The following is an 18,757-nucleotide window of genomic DNA, read 5'->3' on the forward strand; positions in this document are numbered from 1 at the left end:
GAATCAAGAACCAAAACATGGTCAAAACAGGTGTTTTATATGTGTATTTTGGTTATCTTGAATCTTGTGTCTGGCATCTTGATTCTATTAATGATACTTCAGTTTCATTTCCGGTTTGATCTTAAGAACGGTTTCGTAGATAAGTTTAATCACATTCCCTACATCTTCTTTGGACACCATTTCTACCGTAGTATGCATATAACGCAAAGGTAAGGAAATTAACGCACTTGGTACTCCGCCATTAGAATGAGCAAAAGCATCTGTATCAGTTCCTGTAGCTCTGCTTGCTGCTGCTCTTTGGAAAGGAATTTTTTTAACTTTTGCTGTGTCAATAATCAATTCTCTGATGGTATGGTGAACACTTGGCGCAAAGAATACTACCGGTCCTGCACCACATTTCTGATCTCCTTCTTTCTTCTTTTCAATCATCGGAGTGGTAGTGTCATGGGTAACATCCGTTACAATAGCAATATTCGGTTTGATGGTGTCAGCGATCATATCTGCGCCGTATAAACCTACTTCTTCCTGTACAGAATTGGTAATATAAAGTCCGAATGGAATAGATTTTTTATTTTCTTTCAAAAGTCTTGCTACTTCTGCAATCATGAAACCTCCGATTCTGTTGTCCAACGCTCTGCAGACAAAATATCTGTCGTTCATTTCAAAGAACTCGTCCGGGTAAGTAATCATACATCCTACAAAGATTCCCATTTCTTCCACTTCTTTTTTGGAAGTAGCACCACAGTCGATGAAGATATTTTCAATTTTAGGAGTAGGCTCATTCTGATTCGTTCTCGTATGAATAGCCGGCCATCCGAATACTCCTTTTACAATTCCGTTTTCTCCGTGAATATGAACCACTTTTGAAGGGGCAATCGTCTGATCGGAACCTCCGTTTCTGATGACATAGATTAATCCGTCATCTGTAATATAATTGATGTACCATGAAATTTCATCAGCATGTGCTTCAATCACTACTTTAAATTCAGCTTCCGGGTTGATGATCCCATAACAGGTACCATAATGGTCTACTTCTATTGTGTCAACATAGGGTCTGATATAGTCCATCCAGACTTCTTGTCCTTTATGTTCGTAACCTGTTGGAGATGATGTGTTTAAATATTTTTCTAAAAATTTCAAAGATTTCTTTTCAAATTTCATAAAAAGGAATGATTTTTGCGTTTAATTTTTGTTCTTATAAGTGTAAAAATAATGAATTTTAGTAAGATTATCTGCCTTTTTATTCTCTTTTTTGGAGTCAGTGCTTTTGGCCAAAAGGATGGTGTAGTGGCGAAACCACTCAATCAGTATCCACCTGAATCCTTGAAAACGGATGAATTTGGTAATAAATACTATTATGACGAGCAGCAAAAAGTCAAGATTTATGAAATTAACGGCGAGCCTGTAGTTGTATTAGACGAGTTGGTTTTGGTTAATAAACCGAGATTTAATAACCAGCTGGATAAAAATTACTATTATTTTCTGAATAAAAAGCTGTACAGAGTATATCCGCTATTTGTCACTGCATTACAGCAGTACAGAGACATCCAGAAAGATATGAATGATATGGATAGCAAGGCTAAAAGAAAATTTGTAAGAGAACGACAGAATATGCTGGCAGATCAATATGAAAAACAACTGAGAGATCTTACCACTACCGAAGGGCAGGTTTTTGCAAAACTGATGAACAGGGCTACCGGAAAAAATGTCTATGAAATAATCAAAGAACTGAGAGGCGGATGGAGCGCTTTCTGGTGGAATGTAAAAGGAAAAATGGCCGATATTGATCTGAAAGAACAATACGATCCACACAAAAACAGAACTGATGAATTTGTAGAATCATTGCTTCAGTCCAATTGGAATTCAGGGTATTTGCAGCCTTACCCGGGAGCAAGCGATTTTAAAGTCAAGAAATAATATAAATTCCTGTAAGAATGCTTACAGGAATTTTTCTTTTAATTTATCAAATACAATCTTATCTATTGGAAGAGGGAAAGGATTGTCTGGTCTGTCTATATCAATCCATTCTGTTTTTTCGATGCAGGGATCCATGATAATGAAATCTTCTTCATTCACAATATCTACTATATAATATATCGTAAGAAGCTGTTCGTTTTCTTTGAAGCGGGAAACCAGAAAGTTTTCCTGAGTATAAAAATGTTCCAGAACATTAATCTGTACATTCAGTTCTTCATCAAATTCACGATGCAGGCATTCCAGTACTCCTTCACCATATTCTAATCCGCCACCCGGAAATTTCATTAAAGGTTCGCCGGCATATTCTTCAAATAAAGTCAGAACTTGTTTGTCTTTTACCGCACACGCATACACTCTAATGTTGATCTTATCTATCATATATATAATGTATAATATTTGTATAGCTAATGTAAGAAATTTTGTTGAAAAAAGCTGGCTGTAGGAAGCGTGAAGCTGGAAGTTTTATGCTATCTGTTTTATTTCTGAAAATTTCCAAATCAATCTATCTTTACTATAGAATGATTATTATAAAAAATAGAAAATTAAAGTATATTTCCTTAGTAGCTTTACATTCTACAATTTAACGGCATTGATCATTTCTCTTTTTCCCGGAGGTCCCTGTTTTTTTTCTACCTGGAAATTCAGTTCCTGAAGAATTCTTCTTACACTGCCTTTAGAAGAGTAGGTAGTTAATAATCCGTTAATGGCCATTTTGTCAGAAACCAGTTCAAATAGTGGCTTTTCCCAAAGATCAGGCTGTACTCTGGCACCGAAACAATCAAAATAAACAAGATTGATTTTAGGCAAGTCAATGTCTTTTAGGTCAAAAAAATCACATTCTATCTTTTTTAAGTTGAATCCACTAATGATTTCTACTGACTTTTCCCAATCTGCCAGATGAATTTTCTGATAAATATTTTTAAACTCAGGGTTATCAAAATGTTCAAAGTAAGCCAGATCCTTAACTTCGGATTCATTTATGGGATATTTTTCAAGCGAAAAATAATTGATGACATGATTTTTGTCAGTTTTTAAATATTCATTAATTGTTACTAAAACATTCAAACCTGTTCCAAAACCGAGTTCTAAAATATTAATTTCGCAATCATTTATCAAATTTAATCCATTTTTAATAAACACATGTTCGGCTTCCTGAAGTGCTCCGTGATGAGAATGGTAATTTTCATTTAATTCATTGATAAACAATGTTTTACTGCCGTCGTTTGTGGTCTTAATCTCTCTTTTCAAGCTATTTTTTTGTCAAATTTACTCTAAAATTTTTATATTTAGAAAATTATGTTAAATTTGTAGAACATCGTAAAAATTTTAAAAAATGATAATTCAAAAAACTGAAAACTCCAGAATTTCTACATTTGACCCTAACGATTTTTCATTTGGTGGTACTTTCATAGATCATATGATTATATGTGAGTATGAAGATGGGAAATGGGGTGATGTAAAATTAGTTCCTTACGGTCCGATTCCATTTACGCCTGCCATGATGGGGGTAAACTATGGACAAGCTTGTTTTGAAGGTATGAAAGCCTATAAAGACAAAGACGGGCAGGTTTTCCTTTTCAGGCCTGAAAAGAATTTTGAACGTATCAATAAGTCAGCAAAGCGTCTTGCTATGCCTGAGGTGACTGAAGAAATGTTTTTGGACGGATTAAAAGCATTGGTAGATATGGATAGAGAGTGGATTCCACAGGGGGAAGGAATGTCTCTTTATATCAGACCATTGATCTTTGCAACGGAGGAAGCTTTGAAAGCAAGAGTATCTAATAAATATATGTTTGCAATCGTTGCAACACCAGCGAAGAGCTATTATTCTGAGCCTGTATCTGTAAAGATCTCTGATCACTATTCAAGAGCAGCAAACGGAGGAGTAGGTTCTGCAAAAGCTGCAGGTAACTATGCTGCTTCTTTCTATCCTACGCAATTGGCGATCGAAGAAGGATATGAGCAAATCATCTGGACAGATGATGCTACTCACGAATATTTCGAAGAAAGTGGTACAATGAACGTATTTGTAAGAATCAATGATACAATCTATACACCTCCAACTTCTGAGAAAATCCTTGACGGAGTAACAAGAGACAGTTTCATTCAACTGGCTAAGAAAAGAGGAATTGAAGTGAAAATAGAACCAATTCCTGTGAAAACAGTTATTGAAGCATTGAAGAATGGTTCTCTTAAAGAAGTTTGGGGAGTAGGTACAGCAGTGGTAACCACTCAGTTCCAGGCTTTAGGATATGAGGGTGTAAAACTTGAGCTTCCAAGATTATCTGATGAAGAAAGCTTCGCTGCTATTCTTAAGAAAGACTTGGTAGACCTGCAGACTAATCTTTCTGAAGATCCTTTCGGATGGAGAGTTGTAGTAGATCATGCATTAGAAACAGTTTAATATTTTTTTAAAATAAACTATATAAAAGTCGGGTTTTTCCCGGCTTTTTTTGTATTTATGTATTCGTGTAAAATGTATGAATAACTTTTAATCAGAGGATTCAGCCAGCTGCCTTGTTTTATTAGCAGATTGATACATTCTTACATTCACATATTTCTGGGTCAAGTTTTGTAATTGATTCGCGAAATGTGTATTTTCGCAAAAGTTTATGAAAAAAATACTCTTCATATCAGCCATAAGCCTATTAAGCTGCAACAGAAATACACAGACGGCCCATCCTCCGGTAGGCGGTGTTTTAAGCCAAAAAGATCTGGATGTTTCTAAAAACAGGATGAAAAATCTGAATATCATAGAAAGAGGCCAGATTCAGGATTGGATCAGCGGGCAGTCTGTGAAATTTTATCCTACACAGCTTAATTACTGGGTAACCGCTGAAGGTTATGATCAGAGAGAAAGAAGGAAAGATGAAACTTTGATTTCCTATTCTTATGATCTGTATGATTTTGATCAGACAAAAATATACGATCAGTCTTTTGAAAGAAGAGATGCCAGATTCGGGCACTTTGATGAACTGAGGGCAGTGGAGAACGCTTTGCGTTTTATACATGATGGAGAGGAAGTAACGCTTTTGGTACCGTCTTCTTTGGCTTACGGAACTTTTGGAGACGAAAAGAAAATAGATAACGATATTCCATTAATCATAAAATTAAAAGCGCTATAATACATGAAATTGTTTAACAAGAATATAATTCTGGCAGCGGCAAGTATCTCGCTGATGAGTTGTACCCCAATTTATAAAAAAATGAACGTAGACAAAGAAACTTACGAAGGTCTTAATGACGGGCTTTATGCCAATCTTCAAACCACAAAAGGTAATTTGATTGTAAAGTTTGAAGACAAGAAAGCACCAGTAACTGTAGCCAACTTTATTGGTCTTGCAGAAGGGAAAATCGACAACAAAGCTAAGGCTAAAGGAGTTCCTTATTATGACGGAACTATTTTCCACAGAGTAATCAAAGATTTCATGATCCAGGGGGGAGATCCTCAGGGAACTGGCGCGGGTGATCCGGGATATAAATTCGAGGACGAAAGAAACGACCTTAAACATACAGGAAAAGGTATTCTTTCAATGGCGAACTCAGGACCTAATACAAACGGGTCTCAGTTCTTCATCACTGAAGTAGCTACGCCTTGGTTAGACGGAAAACACACGATCTTCGGAAAAGTGGTAAAAGGTAATGATGTGATTGATGCTATTGCTAACGTTGAAAAAGGAGCTCAGGATAAACCTAAAACAAATATCGTTCTAGAAAAAGTTTCTGTTTTCAGCAAAGGTGATGAGTACAAGCACTATGATGCTGCTAAAACATTTACTGAAGGAAAAGCAAAGATTGCAGAAAATAATAAAGCTTTCATCGCTAAAGAAGAAGCTGAAAAGAAGAAAAAAGAAGAAGAATTCAAAGCTAACCAGGAGAAATTAGTTGAAAACCTAAAAGCTGGTATGCAAAAAACTGAATCAGGTCTTTACTATAAAATCACAAAAACAGCTGACGGTAAAGCTCCAAAAGCGGGTGATAATGTATCTGTACATTATGCAGGTAAACTGGTAGACGGAACTGAATTCGATTCTTCATTCAAAAGAAATGAGCCGATCGAAATTCCAATCGGAATGGGAAGAGTAATCAAAGGATGGGATGAAGGTATCCTATTGTTGAAAGAAGGTGAAACTGCTACATTATTGATCCCGCCGGCAATGGCTTACGGAGAAAGAGGTGCAGGAGGAGTGATCCCGCCAAACTCTTGGTTAGTTTTCGATGTTGAGCTTGTAAAAGTAAAATAATTGAATCTTAAAAATATTCTCAAAAGCCGTCCGGAAGGATGGCTTTTTTTATTCTGTTCAAATACATTCTGTAACGATCTGTGTAAAGATTGCGACCCATTTTAATATCTGGGAAGTTCAATGATTTTTCCGGTAAAAAGTAATCTTAAATTTGTAACAACTACTAAATAATGAAAACCAAATCACTTCTGTTTCTGTTCGTTCTGCTTTCGTTTATAGCTTTTTCACAGACCAAGGCAAATCCTGACGATACAGCGATAAAGAAATCACTTACTTATTTTGTAAACAGTATTAAATCTAAACAGCTAGATCAGGCAGTAAGCTGTATATATCCAAAATTCTTCACTATAGTTTCAAAAGAACAGATGACGCAGATTTTGAATATGACATATAATAATCCATTCATGAAAATTGAAGTACAGGATTTGAAGTTTGGAAATATTGAAAAACCTGAACTCATTACTGGTGAGTATTTCTCTATTACCAATTATTTTTTGAAACTGAAATGTAATGTAAGCTCATTAAATGATGATATGAAAAAGAAAATGAACAGCGCTTTAACAGCCAAATATGGTGCAAATAATGTTAAATATTTAGCTAACGAAGGTTCATATCTCATCAACGCTAATATGAAAGCATGTGCTGTTTCAAAAGATAAAAAGTCATGGAAATTTGTTATTCTTGAAAAGGAATATAAAAAAGAACTGGTGAAAATCTTACCGAAGAAAATTCTGGATACATTTTAAAAGGTTAAGCAGTAAGCATCAACTTTTATATTAAAATAATGCCGTCTTGAAAAAGATGGTTTTTTTTTCCTGTAAATACCGTAAAAATACGGATTTCGGTAAAACATTATTACATCTATCTTTATCCTGCACTTATAAGAAACAAAATAAGAGATATGTTTGATCTGAATTACGACCTTATAAAAAAAGAAATTGAGTCAGAAATGTGTGAAGAACACGGTCTGCACCCGGAATTGATTAAAACAGATGAAGGCTTTGGAATAAAAGCCTGTTGTGAACCTTTCAGAGAAAAAATGGTTGAGAAGTCCGGACATATGATCGAAGAAGAAACCAAAAAGGTCCTTGAAAAAATGATGAAGGACCTGTTTAAAGAATAAGTTTTTACGATGTTAAGATAACTTTGTTGTTATCGCAGAGCTGCTCCGGAGGGGGTGGCTTTTTTGCTGGAAAGATTGTAATTCATAAGGACTATTAATTATAATTAAAAAAAAATTATGGGTTTTAATGATTGTATAGTTTAGTTATACAAATAAAAAACCGCCCCAAACAGGACGGTTTTTTCAGTAAAAATTAATTGAAAGTTATATTTTATTATCTTTTCTTCATACTTGTTCCGGCTAAAGAACTGATGAATACAAGGCCGAAGCCAATATAAGCGGCAAATGCCATCAGATATATAATTAAGCTGTTAAAGCTTGGTTTTAAGGCGTATACCAATACAGAAAATGCAGCAAAACTTAGTACCAGCAATAGGCTCCATATATTCAACTTTGCAGCATCTTCATTTCTCTTAAAAATCATTTCAAAAAAGGCTCTCATCATTACTTACATTTTAAGGGTTATACAATTAATTAAAAAAATAAAGGCGTACTCATCGCGGTAAAAAGAATAAATTCCTTTACTGGGCTAAGGTTCGTGATGACTTTGCCGTTTATCTATATCGTAATACCGGGCCAAAAGTCCGGGATATTTTTGTTTTTTTTGAATCAATAAATGATTCGTGGTTATTGATGATACCAGTGAGATACGGGTGCAAAATTGCTGTGAAAAATCAACGGGGGTTAATTAATCACAAGCCCGTATCTGTTACGGCATCGTAGAAAAAAAAGGATTCATATACTAGATATGAATTTGAATCAGTGGAAAAACTGAAAATCCACAGAAAACCTTTTTTCTCATCCTTAGTGTTTTTTTTAATTTTTTCTCAATATTTTACATGCTAATATCATGCCAAAATAAAACTTTCTCGATTAACACTTTGTTTCACGGGACTGGCGAAGCTCCTCATGAAGCGTGTTTTCATCTGTTATTTCCTTAAACAAAGAAAAATTTTCTGTTTTTAAGCTTAAGTTGCCTGAAGCAAAGAAAATATTACGGTGCATTTTTTATATATTTAAACTCCTTTAGTATAGTTTAAAAATGAACCGGGAAAGTTTAAAAGACAGTATCAATATCTGTATAACAAATCTTTTGCAGCTGGCTGAAATCAATTGTCGGAATGCGATTTCCCCGAAATTGTTTTTTATTTTGTCTGATTTTAATGAATTTGAAGGATCCGATTTCAGTGAACAGAGGATATCCCGAAACAGGATAAATAATTCAAAAACATTGCTTACTTTGGATCTTGCACTGGAGATTTTACAAAAAGAGTTTGATGATCTTTATGATGTTACTCTGTATATTTTCCGGGCAAATACAAGAGAAACTATTATAGAAATCCAATATTACAGAAAATCAAATTTTGATGCTGATTATTTTGCTGTAGTAAAAGATAATCCACCAATGTTCCATTCAAAAATTGCAATGCCTGTATATGCATGGGAAGGAGAGAAATTTGATGTCAATTGGGAATCGGGAGGTGGAATACATCATGAGTGGAAAACTTTTTTATGGAGAAATTTTCTTTACAGGCGTAAAATTAAAAAATTCAAAAGATAATTTTGTAGGATAAGAAATTAGTTATTACCATTTATACAATCATCTGTGTCAATCTGTGAAATCAGTGGTTATAAAATCAATATAAGTTTTGGCTGAAGCCATTGGAAGGTATTTGTAAAATTAAACGGCTCCCTTCGCCTACGCTTAGGATGATAGCCCGTTCCTATTGAAATAATGAGATATTGTATGTAAAAAACAAAAACCGCCTTTAAAGACGGTTTTTATATTTGTTACCAGTTTTTATCAATCATATAAATAATCTGCGTCAAAGCTGTAGCGCCTAATAAAAGCTCTCTTCTGTTCACTTTTTCAAAAGTATCTTCTTCTGTATGGTGAATATCGAAATAGCGCTGAGAATCCGGCATCAATTCAGCAGCAGGAATTCCCATGTCATGAAGCGGGTAGAGGTCTGTTCCGGAAAATCGTTCCTCAAAATTATAAACTCCGTAGGGAATGAATAGACTTGACCAGCCTTTGATCTGATTTCTTTTGGTATCATCCATATCCAGGGCAATTCCTCTTGGTGTAAAACCTCCGGCATCCGTTTCTATGGCAAAAAGATGTTTTTCATTCTTCTCTTTTACCGTTTTACCGTATTGAATTCCGCCCTTTACTCCGTTTTCTTCATTGGCAAAGCAAACCACTCTGATAGTATGGTTATTTTGTAATCCTAACTTTTTAAAGGTTCTCAAAACCTCAATACTTTGAACAATTCCGGCTCCGTCATCATGAGCGCCTTCACCTACATCCCAGGAATCAAGGTGTCCTCCAACTACGATAACGCTTTGGTCTTTTTTACCTGTGATTTCCCCGATTACAGAATGGGAAAGCTTTTCGCCTTTCATTCCGCAGTTGGAATTAAGTTTAGCAGTAATTTTCTGGCTTTTCAGTAAAGCTTCCAGTTCATCTGCTGTCGTACTTCCGATGGCTACGGCAGGTATTTTAGAGACTTTGTCTTCGTAGCGCATTGCTCCTGTGTGAGGTACATCATCAAAAGCAGAAGAAAGTGATCTGACGATGGCAAACTTACCTCCTTTTTTTGCCGTTAATGAAGCGGCTGTGGTTCTGTATTTTGCGGCATCACCATATGCTTTAAAGGTTTCTACAAACGACTGGCTGAAGGGGTAGTTGAAGAATACAATCTTATCTTTCACCTTTTCAGCGGGAAGTTTGTCATATTCTTCCATAGATTTTACCATGATAATTTCTCCCGAAACATCTTTTCCTCCGGTTCCTTCAGAATTTCCAAGGGAAAGCATTTTAAGACTTTTCCATTTTCCGTTAGAAGCCTGGATATGCAGAGATTCTTTTCCTCTTTCCCATACCGGAATCATAACTTCCTGAAGCCATACTTTATCAGCTCCGGCATCACGAAGTTTCTGCTCTGCCCATTTTACTGACTTCTCGTAAGCTTCAGATCCGCTTAAGCGATGTCCGATATTTTTTGTAAGCTCTCTCAGCTCAGTATATCCTTTTCCGTTGTTCAGAATTTCCGTAGAGATTTTTCTGAACTGAATAGAATCGTCTTTGGATTGGCCAAAAACAGCCATTCCAAAAAGTAATAATGAAGTTCCTACTATCTTTTTCATAGTTACCAATTTTTATCAATCATATAAATAAGTTGTGTCATTACCGCAGAACCAAGTAACAGTTCTCTCCGGTTGACTTTTTCAAAAGTGTCTTCTGCTGTATGGTGAATGTCAAAATAACGCTGTGGATCTGGAACCAGCTCAGCTGTGGGAACTCCCATTTCGTGAAGCGGTGCTATATCCGAACCAGAATATTTACCCTCAAAATTGTAGACTCCATAAGGTAAAAACAGGTTGACCCAGCTTTTGATCTGGTTTCTTTGAGGATCATCCATTTCCAGGGAAATTCCCCTTGGTGAAAAACCTCCGGCATCTGTTTCTATCGCAAAAATATGTTTTTCATTGTTTTCTTTAACAACTTTGCCATATTGTTTTCCGCCTTTTGTTCCGTTTTCTTCGTTGGCAAAGCAAACAGCGCGGATGGTGTGGTTATTTTGTATTCCTAATTTTTTAAATGTTCTCAGAACCTCAATACTTTGCACAATTCCGGCTCCGTCATCATGAGCACCTTCACCCACATCCCAGGAATCAAGGTGTCCGCCAACTACGATAACACTCTGGTCTTTTTTGCCAGTGATTTCCCCGATTACAGAATGAGAAAGCTTTTCGCCTTTCATTCCACAGTTGGAATTAAGTTTGGCTGTTACTTTCTGATTTTTTAACAGGATTTCCAGTTCATCAGCAGAAGTATTTCCGATCGTAATGGCCGGTATTTTTGAAACGTTTTCATCATAGCGCATATTGCCTGTGTGAGGAACATCATCAAAAGCGGAAGAAAGTGACCGGATGATGGCAAATTTCCCTCCCTTTTTAGCAGTCAATGAAGCCGCAGTTCTTCTGTAGGGGCTGGCATCGCGATAAGAAATGAAAGTCTGTACATTTTCCTGATTAAAAGGATAGTTGAAAAATACAATCTTATCTTTCACCTTTTCTGCAGGAAGTTTATCATATTCTTCCAGTGATTTTACCATAATAATATCACCTGAGATGTCCTTTCCTTTTGTACCTTCGGAATTTCCGAGAGAAAGCATTTTAATACTTTTCCATTTTCCGTTTGAAGTCTGGATGTGCAGAGATTCTTTTCCTCTTACCCAAACCGGGATCATGACTTCCTGAAGCCATACTTTATCAGCTCCGGCATCACGGAGTTTCTGTGCTGCCCATTGTACTGATTTCTCATAGGCTTCAGATCCGCTTAAACGGTTGCCTATAGTTTTGGTAAGTTCTCTCAGTTCATTGTATCCTTTGCCGTTGTTCAGAATTTCTGTGGAAATCCTTTTAAATTGGATAGAGTCTTCTTTAGTCTGACCAAAAACAGCCATTCCAAAAAGCAATAATGAAGTTCCAAATATCTTTTTCATATTACCAGTTTTTATCAACCATAAAAATCATCTGTGTAATGGCAACTGCTCCGAGAAGAAGTTCTCTTTTATTCACCTTGTCAAAAGTATCCTGTTCGGAATGATGGTAGTCGAAATACCTTTGTGTATCTACCACTAGTTCTGCTAAGGGAATGTCAAGTTTTTTTAAGGGTGAAATGTCCTGAATTGCCTCAGTTTGGTCAAAATCATAAACGCCATAAGGAAGAAAATATTCTTTCCATGGGTAAATCAATCTTCTTCTCTGAGGTGACATATCCAGAGAAAATCCTCGCGGAGAATAGCCTCCGGCATCTGTTCCTAAGGCAAAAACGTGTTTTTCGTCTCTCTTTTTTACAAAAGCGGCATACATCTCACGGCCCTGGCCTCCGTTTTCACTGTTGGCATACAGGACTACGCGGATGGTGTGGTTATTTTCGTATCCGAGTGCTTTCAGTGTTCTTAAAACTTCTATACACTGGACTACACCTGTTCCATCATCAATGGCCCCTTCACCAAAATCCCACGAATCAAGCTGGGCACCCAAAACGATCACTTTAGAATCTTTCTTACCCTGAATTTCAGCAATAATATTGGGGTTTGTAGTATCACCTTTTGATTCGGCAGTCATGTTGATTTTAGCAGTAACTTTTTGCTTTTTCAATATTTTTTCCAACTCATCTGCGGATCTTACTCCAATGGATAAAGCCGGAATTTTAACTTTATCATCTGGTTCATAGTAAATCATTTTAGCATGAGGAGTGTCGTCATTAGCTGTTGTCAGTGATCTTATGATTAATGCTTTTGCGCCTGTTTTAGCAATGATAGAAGCGGAAATTAATTTCGATTTTGCAGTCTGTAAATAGGAGTCACTTGTATTGATAATTTTCGGGTCCATAGGAACATTCACGAAAACGATCTTGTCTTTTAACTGGCCTATTGACATTGCATTAAGCTCTGAAGTGGAGTTAATTAAGACAACTTCACCTGTAAGGTCTTTTCCGCCTGTTCCTTCAGAGTTTCCAAAAGAAAGCATTCTGATATTTTTCCAATCTCCATTTCCTGCTTTTATCTGTAAAGATTCTTTTCCTCTGATCCAGACAGGTGCTTTGGCTTCTTGTCTCCAGATCATATCAATACCAATTTCCTTGAACTTTTTTTCTGCCCATTCTACAGCTTTTGTATAGCCTGGAGTTGCGCTGAAACGCGATCCGATTCCTTTCGTAAGCTCTCCAAGATTATCATAAGCCTTACCATTGGTCATGATTTCATCTGAAATTTTTCTGAACTCATCATGATAATTGAATTTGGCAAGCGTTGTTTTTTTTGCCGGATTTTTTTGTGGCTTTTTTTGAGAAAATAAAAATCCACTCAAAAAGAGTGGAAGTATAATGAATATTTTTTTCATTTTTTATTTACCTTTCTTTTTCCTTTGATAAAAGTAGGGAAAAAATGGGAATTTATTAAGGTTTCATATCATACATTACCAGCGCTGTAATCAACTTTGGTTCAATAAATGTACATTTTGGAGGCATGCTTAATTTTAAATCCGAAATTTTAATCATATCATTAAAACTTACAGGATAAATTCCAAAGCCAACCTTGCCTTCACCACTGTCTACTTTCTCTTTTAAAAGATTGATTCCGTTGATATTGGATGTTCCTTTTACATAAGAAATAAGCTCAGAGCTGTCCGGATCTTCAATTTTCAATATATTTTTAAAAATATACTTGTCAATAAGGTGGTGATCCAGATTATCAAGAGACATTTCTTTGGAACGAAGATCGTGCTTCACATGAAGAGAATAGAACTTCCCATCCATATACATTGAAATGTGGAATTTCTGAGAAGGGTAGTAGGATGTTTCTCCTTTTTCATGAATAAGGAAATAATGTTCAAGTTCCTTCAGGAAAGCTTCGGGAGAAATACCGTTCAGATCATGTAAGATTCTGTTATAATCATGAATTTTAATAGACTGATTGGAAACAATAAAGCTGTAGACAAAGTTGTAAAGCTCTGTACCATTATGTTTTTTGTTTTTCTCCTTATGATATTTGGCATTTATCGCTGTAGACCCAATTCTGTGGTGTCCGTCAGCAATATAAAATGAATCAATCTGATCAATCACTTCTTTAAACTGCTGTAACTTCAGGCGGTTGTCTATTCTCCAGATTTTATGTCTGATACCGATAGTGTCTACATGGTTGAAGATAGGGACATTTTTTTCCTCATGATTCATCAGCAGCTCAATTTTTGAGTTGGCCGGATAGGTAAGGAGTACAGGTTCTGCCTGCAGGTTTACTTTTTCAAGGTAATGAGCCAGTTTTTCTTTTTTCTGGGGAATGGTACTTTCATGTCTTTTGATTTTTCCATTCCAGAAATCTTCAATACTTGCTAATCCCAGAAGTCCTCTGAACACCTGTTTGTTGGGGTAGATCTGCTCATAAAGATAGTAGGCTGAATTGTCCTGGACCAATTTCTTTTCGTCCAGAAGTTCTTCAAATGTAGAACGGATCTTTCGCAGATTCCGGTCAATATCTTTAGATTTACTTACAACATAGGGTTTAATCATATTGATGTAAGTATTTTCAACTTGAGCCTTCTCTGTGATCTCTTCCTGGGTAAAATTATCCAGTGGATGTGTAGGGAAAGTGCTCTCGAAGTCTCTATGAGGTCTTATTCCACGGAAAGGTTTAAAAACAGGCATATTTATCTTATAGTTTCTTTTTGTAGCTTAATAATTTGTTCTGCAAGTTCGATACCGATTTTTTCCTGAGCATCTACTGTGTTTCCTCCAACATGTGGAGAAAGAGATAGTGCAGGGTTCATCAGTAAAGGCAATTCCGGGCTTGGCTCGTTTTCAAAAACGTCCAATGCAGCTCCGGCTACTTTTCCTGACTCGATAAAATCAATCAATGTCACTTCATTGATGACACCTCCTCTTGCAGTATTTACAATATAGACCCCATCTTTCATTTTTTCAAACTGAGGGGTATCTATAATATATTCATTCGTTTTCGGCGTATTGATACTGATGAAATCTGCATCTTGCAGGAATGCATCCATATCATTGGTGGAAGTGATTTCAAAGTCGACAGATTGTCCGTTGAAGAAATTCAGGGTAAGAACTTCTGTTTTAGGGCTTCTTGTCAGAACGTTTACTTTCATTCCTAAAGCAATTCCTATTTTTATGACTTCCTGGCCAATACTTCCAAAGCCGATTACTCCTAATGTTTTCCCTGAAAGTTCATATGCATTGCTGAATGACTTTTTCATAGCACTGAAATGAGTATCTCCTTCCAGAGGCATCAGTCTGTTGGATTCGTGAAGGAATCTTGCCAGTGAAATGAAATGTCCAAACACTAATTCTGCCACCGATTTTGAAGATGCTGTAGGAGTATTGATTACTTTAATCCCCTTGCTTTTGGCATATTCCACGTCAATGTTGTCCATCCCGATACCACCTCTTCCAATGATTTTAAGGCCGGGACATGCATCAATCAGCTCTTGTCTCACTTTCGTTACACTTCTTACAAGAAGGACGTCCACATTATTATCGTTGATAAAATTAATAACGTGATCCTGAGCGACTCTATTGTCCAGGATTTCAATTCCAGCTTCTTTTAAAGCGTTTTCTCCTGCTTTTGAGATTCCATCGTTTGCTAAAACTTTCATGAATTATTTGATTTAAAGATTGAAAAATGTAAATATTTCAAAATTTTAAAACTGAGGCGCAAATTAATAAATTTAAATTAACTGCTTTTCAATCTTTCAATCTTTGAATTTTTAATGCTTAAATTATTTGATTGATTTCATTACATCTACCAAAACCTGTACGCTTTCAATGGGTAAGGCATTGTATAAACTTGCTCTGTATCCGCCCAGGCTTCTGTGTCCGTTTAATCCACTGATACCTGCAGCTTTCCATGCATTGTCAAATTCTTCTTTTTTGCTTTCGTCAGTAATTTTGAAAGAAACATTCATCAGTGAACGGTCTTCTTTCACGCAGAAAGTTTCAAATAAAGGATTGCTGTCGATTTCATCATATAAAAGCTTAGCTTTTGCTTCGTTTCTTTGTTCTGCAGCCGCAATTCCTCCGTTTTTTTCAAGATACTGAAGGGTAAGTAAAGAGGCATATACAGGGAATACCGGCGGCGTATTGTACATTGATTCTTTGGCGATATGCTGAGAATAGTCCAATATAGAAAACATGTTTTCTCTTCCTGTTTTTCCAAGGATTTCTTTTTTGATCACCACTAAGGTAACACCTGCAGGTCCCATATTTTTCTGAGCACCCGCATAGATCAGATCAAATTTGGAAAAATCCAGTTGTCTTGAGAAAATATCAGAACTCATATCACAAACCATCAGAGTATCCACTTCAGGGAAAGATTTCATCTGAGTTCCATAAATCGTGTTGTTGGAAGTACAGTGGAAATAATCGTATTCTGAACCAACCGTATAATTTTTAGGGATAAAAGAGTAATTTTCTTCTTTTGAAGAACCTACTACATCTACTGTTCCTACTTTTTTTGCTTCTTTAATGGCTCCGGCTGCCCACGTTCCTGTATCCAGGTAAGCTGCTTTTCCACCTACTTTCATCAGGTTGTAAGGAACCATTGCAAACTGCAGGCTGGCACCTCCTCCTAGATAAAGAACTTCATAATCATCACCAAGATTCATCAATCTTTTTACAATTGCACGCGCTTCGTCCATTACAGCTACGAAATCCTTACTTCTGTGAGAAATTTCAAGAAGAGACAATCCGATACCGTTAAAGTCCAGGATAGCCTGTGCTGATTTTTCAAATACCTCCTGTGGCAAAATACATGGCCCTGCGCTGAAGTTGTGCTTTTTGTTCATATTTTTATTTTTTGGTTGCTTCCGGATTGATAGTCTTTCAGCTTTATTTTTGGTTAAATTGGATTTTTGGACAAAAAAACCGCCTCACAGATAATGAGACGGAATTTTTTTATTCGCCATGTAAGAATGTTTTTTTATTAAGAAGAGATTCTTCAGATTCTACGTGATCCTCGTCAGGAACACAACAGTCTACAGGGCATACCGCCGCACACTGAGGTTCTTCGTGGAATCCTTTACATTCTGTACATTTATCTGTTACAATGAAATAAACATCATCACTTACAGGTTCCTGTGGTGCATCTGCATCTACAGTAAGTCCCGACGGCATTGTAATTGTACCTTGAAGAGCCGTACCGTCAGAAGCTTTCCAATCTACAGCTCCTTCATATATTGCATTGTTGGGACATTCCGGTTCGCAAGCTCCACAATTAATGCATTCATCAGTTATTTTAATAGCCATCGCTAATTTTTTTTAAATTTGCACAAAATTACAAAATATTCCCCAATTTTAAAGTAATTATGAATACCGAAAATCAAGTTTTAGGACTTATTAAATTAAGTGACTATATAAAAGCGTTTTTAGCGAAGAAACCGGAAGATCACAATGAAGATGATGTAGATATTGAATTATTGTTGAAAAGATCTGAAATAGAGAATCCGTGGTTTACTATTGATAATCAGAAATTTGCTTTACAGCAATGGGCAGATCTTTTGACTGACGAAAATATCAAAAACTGGCTTGGAAATTATTCAACCTCTAAAATATCAAAAAGAGTTGGACTTATTTTAGCCGGAAATATTCCTTTGGTAGGCTTTCATGATGTGATGTCCGTTGTGTTGGGTAATCATATTCCTGTTATTAAGCTGTCGTCAAAAGATAAATATATGGTTCCGTTTTTATTGAAAAAATGGAATGAATTTTCCAATGAGAATGTAGTGTTTGAATTTGTAGAGAGATTAGAGAATTTTGATGCAGTTATCGCTACAGGAAGTAATAATACAGCCAGATATCTTGAATATTATTTTAAAAATCACTTAAGCATTATACGCAAGAACAGAACTTCCATTGCTGTGTTGAAAGGTGATGAAACGGAGGCAGAACTACAGTTGCTGGCAAAAGATATTTTCCAGTATTTTGGACTTGGATGCCGTAATGTGACGAGAATTTTTATTCCACAGGACTTCGTTATTGACAGACTGTTTGAGAGCTTCGTAGGATTCCAGGATATCATCAATCATAACAAGTATGCCAATAATTATGACTATAACAGAGCAGTTTATCTTTTAAATCAGGATAAATTCTGGGATAATAATTTTGTGATGCTGAAAGAAGATGATAAACTTTTCAGTCCGCTTTCTGTAATCAATTTCAGTAGATATGAGTCTTTGGATGATGTGAAAACATTTATTGCTGAAAACGAAGAAAATATCCAGTGTGTGGTGTCTAAAGAGGAGTTGGGATTGAATGCTATTCCGTTTGGAGAAGCACAAAATCCAGGTCTTGATACCTATGCAGATAATGTGGATACAATGAAATTTTTAGAACTGGTCTGATTTTCGTATCTTCCATCACTTATTTCACCAGATAACAAAAATGAATACTATGAAAAAATTATTGCTGGGAATTGCTCTCGTAGGTGCACAGTTGATGTTTGCTCAGAAAGTGGCAGGTGTGAAGGTTGAGGGTGGCCAGAAAAAAGAGCAGCCCGCTGCTATAAGTAAGGAGAAAGTCAGTTTGTACAATGATAACTTTCTTAAGTTTATTGAGGCTTTACAGGCTTCTGACCGTAAAACAATTGATGGATTGCTTTCTGTGAAGGTAAAGGAAATTGTAACGGATGATGTTCTTAAAAAAGTAAAAGACGGCATTGATCCCAACAAAAAGCTTGAAATCTTAAAAGCAGGATATTATAAAACCATGGATGGTATCAATCATCCAAGTATTAAATATAAATATGCAGGCGAATCATCTTCCAAAGAGGCTATTACCGCTGTATTTGAGGATGATGGGAAAATCCTGGGTGTTTTGCCTTCGAAATAG

The 18,757-nt window shown here is 36.1% G+C and carries 20 protein-coding genes; 9 read left to right on the forward strand and 11 right to left on the reverse strand.

All coding sequences use genetic code 11. The features are described from left to right. Positions 1 to 87: 87 nt before the first annotated feature. Positions 88 to 1,161 carry a M42 family peptidase gene (locus CHRYMOREF3P_RS23855; RefSeq protein WP_077414515.1) on the reverse strand — a complete coding sequence of 358 codons (1,074 nt, stop codon included), beginning with the start codon at positions 1,159 to 1,161 and terminating at the stop codon, positions 88 to 90. 51 nt (positions 1,162 to 1,212) lie between these two features. Here CHRYMOREF3P_RS23855 and CHRYMOREF3P_RS23860 point away from each other — a divergent pair, with 51 nt between their 5' ends. Then, positions 1,213 to 1,917, forward strand: a complete 705-nt coding sequence (locus CHRYMOREF3P_RS23860; protein WP_077414513.1) for a DUF4294 domain-containing protein — start codon at positions 1,213 to 1,215, stop codon at positions 1,915 to 1,917. 21 nt (positions 1,918 to 1,938) lie between these two features. On the opposite strand, the gene CHRYMOREF3P_RS23865 is transcribed toward CHRYMOREF3P_RS23860, so the two are convergent. Both CHRYMOREF3P_RS23865 and mnmD read right to left on the reverse strand, forming a co-directional pair. Continuing rightward, positions 1,939 to 2,355, reverse strand: a complete 417-nt coding sequence (locus tag CHRYMOREF3P_RS23865) for an NUDIX domain-containing protein (protein WP_047384430.1) — start codon at positions 2,353 to 2,355, stop codon at positions 1,939 to 1,941. Positions 2,356 to 2,550: 195 nt separating this feature from the next. Continuing rightward, positions 2,551 to 3,225, reverse strand: a complete 675-nt coding sequence (mnmD, locus tag CHRYMOREF3P_RS23870; RefSeq protein WP_180565697.1) for a tRNA (5-methylaminomethyl-2-thiouridine)(34)-methyltransferase MnmD — start codon at positions 3,223 to 3,225, stop codon at positions 2,551 to 2,553. Between the two features lie 85 nt (positions 3,226 to 3,310). On the opposite strand from mnmD, the gene CHRYMOREF3P_RS23875 reads away from it, so the two are divergent. From CHRYMOREF3P_RS23875 to CHRYMOREF3P_RS23895, 5 genes are all read left to right on the forward strand, one after another. Next, a complete protein-coding gene (locus CHRYMOREF3P_RS23875) occupies positions 3,311 to 4,381 on the forward strand; it encodes a branched-chain amino acid aminotransferase (RefSeq protein WP_077414509.1) in 1,071 nt (356 codons plus the stop codon). 208 nt (positions 4,382 to 4,589) lie between these two features. After that, on the forward strand, positions 4,590 to 5,102 hold the full coding sequence (locus CHRYMOREF3P_RS23880) for an FKBP-type peptidyl-prolyl cis-trans isomerase (RefSeq protein ID WP_077414507.1): 513 nt from the start codon (positions 4,590 to 4,592) through the stop codon (positions 5,100 to 5,102). Positions 5,103 to 5,183: 81 nt separating this feature from the next. Further along, complete coding sequence (locus CHRYMOREF3P_RS23885) at positions 5,184 to 6,221, forward strand: peptidylprolyl isomerase (RefSeq protein WP_228408745.1); 1,038 nt, start codon at positions 5,184 to 5,186, stop codon at positions 6,219 to 6,221. A gap of 170 nt (positions 6,222 to 6,391) precedes the next feature. Further along, complete coding sequence (locus CHRYMOREF3P_RS23890; protein WP_180565698.1) at positions 6,392 to 6,967, forward strand: hypothetical protein; 576 nt, start codon at positions 6,392 to 6,394, stop codon at positions 6,965 to 6,967. Positions 6,968 to 7,122: 155 nt separating this feature from the next. Then, positions 7,123 to 7,344 carry a hypothetical protein gene (locus tag CHRYMOREF3P_RS23895; protein ID WP_180565699.1) on the forward strand — a complete coding sequence of 74 codons (222 nt, stop codon included), beginning with the start codon at positions 7,123 to 7,125 and terminating at the stop codon, positions 7,342 to 7,344. Positions 7,345 to 7,558: 214 nt separating this feature from the next. On the opposite strand, the gene CHRYMOREF3P_RS23900 is transcribed toward CHRYMOREF3P_RS23895, so the two are convergent. Continuing rightward, positions 7,559 to 7,789 carry a hypothetical protein gene (locus CHRYMOREF3P_RS23900; RefSeq protein ID WP_180565700.1) on the reverse strand — a complete coding sequence of 77 codons (231 nt, stop codon included), beginning with the start codon at positions 7,787 to 7,789 and terminating at the stop codon, positions 7,559 to 7,561. 597 nt (positions 7,790 to 8,386) lie between these two features. On the opposite strand from CHRYMOREF3P_RS23900, the gene CHRYMOREF3P_RS23905 reads away from it, so the two are divergent. Next, on the forward strand, positions 8,387 to 8,905 hold the full coding sequence (locus tag CHRYMOREF3P_RS23905; protein WP_077414497.1) for a hypothetical protein: 519 nt from the start codon (positions 8,387 to 8,389) through the stop codon (positions 8,903 to 8,905). A 230-nt stretch (positions 8,906 to 9,135) separates the two neighbouring features. Here the strand turns inward: CHRYMOREF3P_RS23905 and CHRYMOREF3P_RS23910 are convergent, their stop codons facing one another. The 7 genes from CHRYMOREF3P_RS23910 to CHRYMOREF3P_RS23940 form a co-directional block, all read right to left on the reverse strand. Next, the gene (locus CHRYMOREF3P_RS23910) at positions 9,136 to 10,494 is read right to left on the reverse strand and encodes a M20/M25/M40 family metallo-hydrolase (RefSeq protein WP_180565701.1); all 1,359 of its coding nucleotides are present in this window, start codon (positions 10,492 to 10,494) and stop codon (positions 9,136 to 9,138) included. Positions 10,495 to 10,496: 2 nt separating this feature from the next. Continuing rightward, positions 10,497 to 11,855 (reverse strand): M20/M25/M40 family metallo-hydrolase, encoded by a 1,359-nt coding sequence (locus CHRYMOREF3P_RS23915; RefSeq protein WP_077414494.1) that lies wholly within the window; start codon positions 11,853 to 11,855, stop codon positions 10,497 to 10,499. A gap of 1 nt (position 11,856) precedes the next feature. Beyond that, the gene (locus CHRYMOREF3P_RS23920; RefSeq protein ID WP_180565702.1) at positions 11,857 to 13,260 is read right to left on the reverse strand and encodes a M28 family peptidase; all 1,404 of its coding nucleotides are present in this window, start codon (positions 13,258 to 13,260) and stop codon (positions 11,857 to 11,859) included. A gap of 55 nt (positions 13,261 to 13,315) precedes the next feature. After that, complete coding sequence (locus tag CHRYMOREF3P_RS23925; RefSeq protein WP_077414490.1) at positions 13,316 to 14,560, reverse strand: DUF1015 domain-containing protein; 1,245 nt, start codon at positions 14,558 to 14,560, stop codon at positions 13,316 to 13,318. A gap of 2 nt (positions 14,561 to 14,562) precedes the next feature. Further along, entirely contained in the window at positions 14,563 to 15,528 is a 966-nt protein-coding gene (locus CHRYMOREF3P_RS23930; protein ID WP_077414488.1) for a D-2-hydroxyacid dehydrogenase, read from the reverse strand. 123 nt (positions 15,529 to 15,651) lie between these two features. Further along, on the reverse strand, positions 15,652 to 16,716 hold the full coding sequence (gene serC, locus CHRYMOREF3P_RS23935) for a 3-phosphoserine/phosphohydroxythreonine transaminase (RefSeq protein ID WP_180565703.1): 1,065 nt from the start codon (positions 16,714 to 16,716) through the stop codon (positions 15,652 to 15,654). A gap of 109 nt (positions 16,717 to 16,825) precedes the next feature. After that, positions 16,826 to 17,176, reverse strand: coding sequence for a 4Fe-4S binding protein (locus CHRYMOREF3P_RS23940; protein ID WP_180565704.1), 351 nt, complete (start codon positions 17,174 to 17,176; stop codon positions 16,826 to 16,828). Between the two features lie 59 nt (positions 17,177 to 17,235). Between CHRYMOREF3P_RS23940 and CHRYMOREF3P_RS23945 the strand changes: the two genes are divergently transcribed. After that, the gene (locus CHRYMOREF3P_RS23945; RefSeq protein ID WP_180565705.1) at positions 17,236 to 18,270 is read left to right on the forward strand and encodes an acyl-CoA reductase; all 1,035 of its coding nucleotides are present in this window, start codon (positions 17,236 to 17,238) and stop codon (positions 18,268 to 18,270) included. Positions 18,271 to 18,319: 49 nt separating this feature from the next. After that, positions 18,320 to 18,757: a peptidylprolyl isomerase gene (locus CHRYMOREF3P_RS23950; protein ID WP_232539099.1), complete on the forward strand. Its 438-nt coding sequence runs from the start codon at positions 18,320 to 18,322 to the stop codon at positions 18,755 to 18,757.

Origin of the sequence: Chryseobacterium sp. JV274 (assembly GCF_903969135.1) — a bacterium.
Classification (GTDB): Bacteria; Bacteroidota; Bacteroidia; order Flavobacteriales; family Weeksellaceae; genus Chryseobacterium.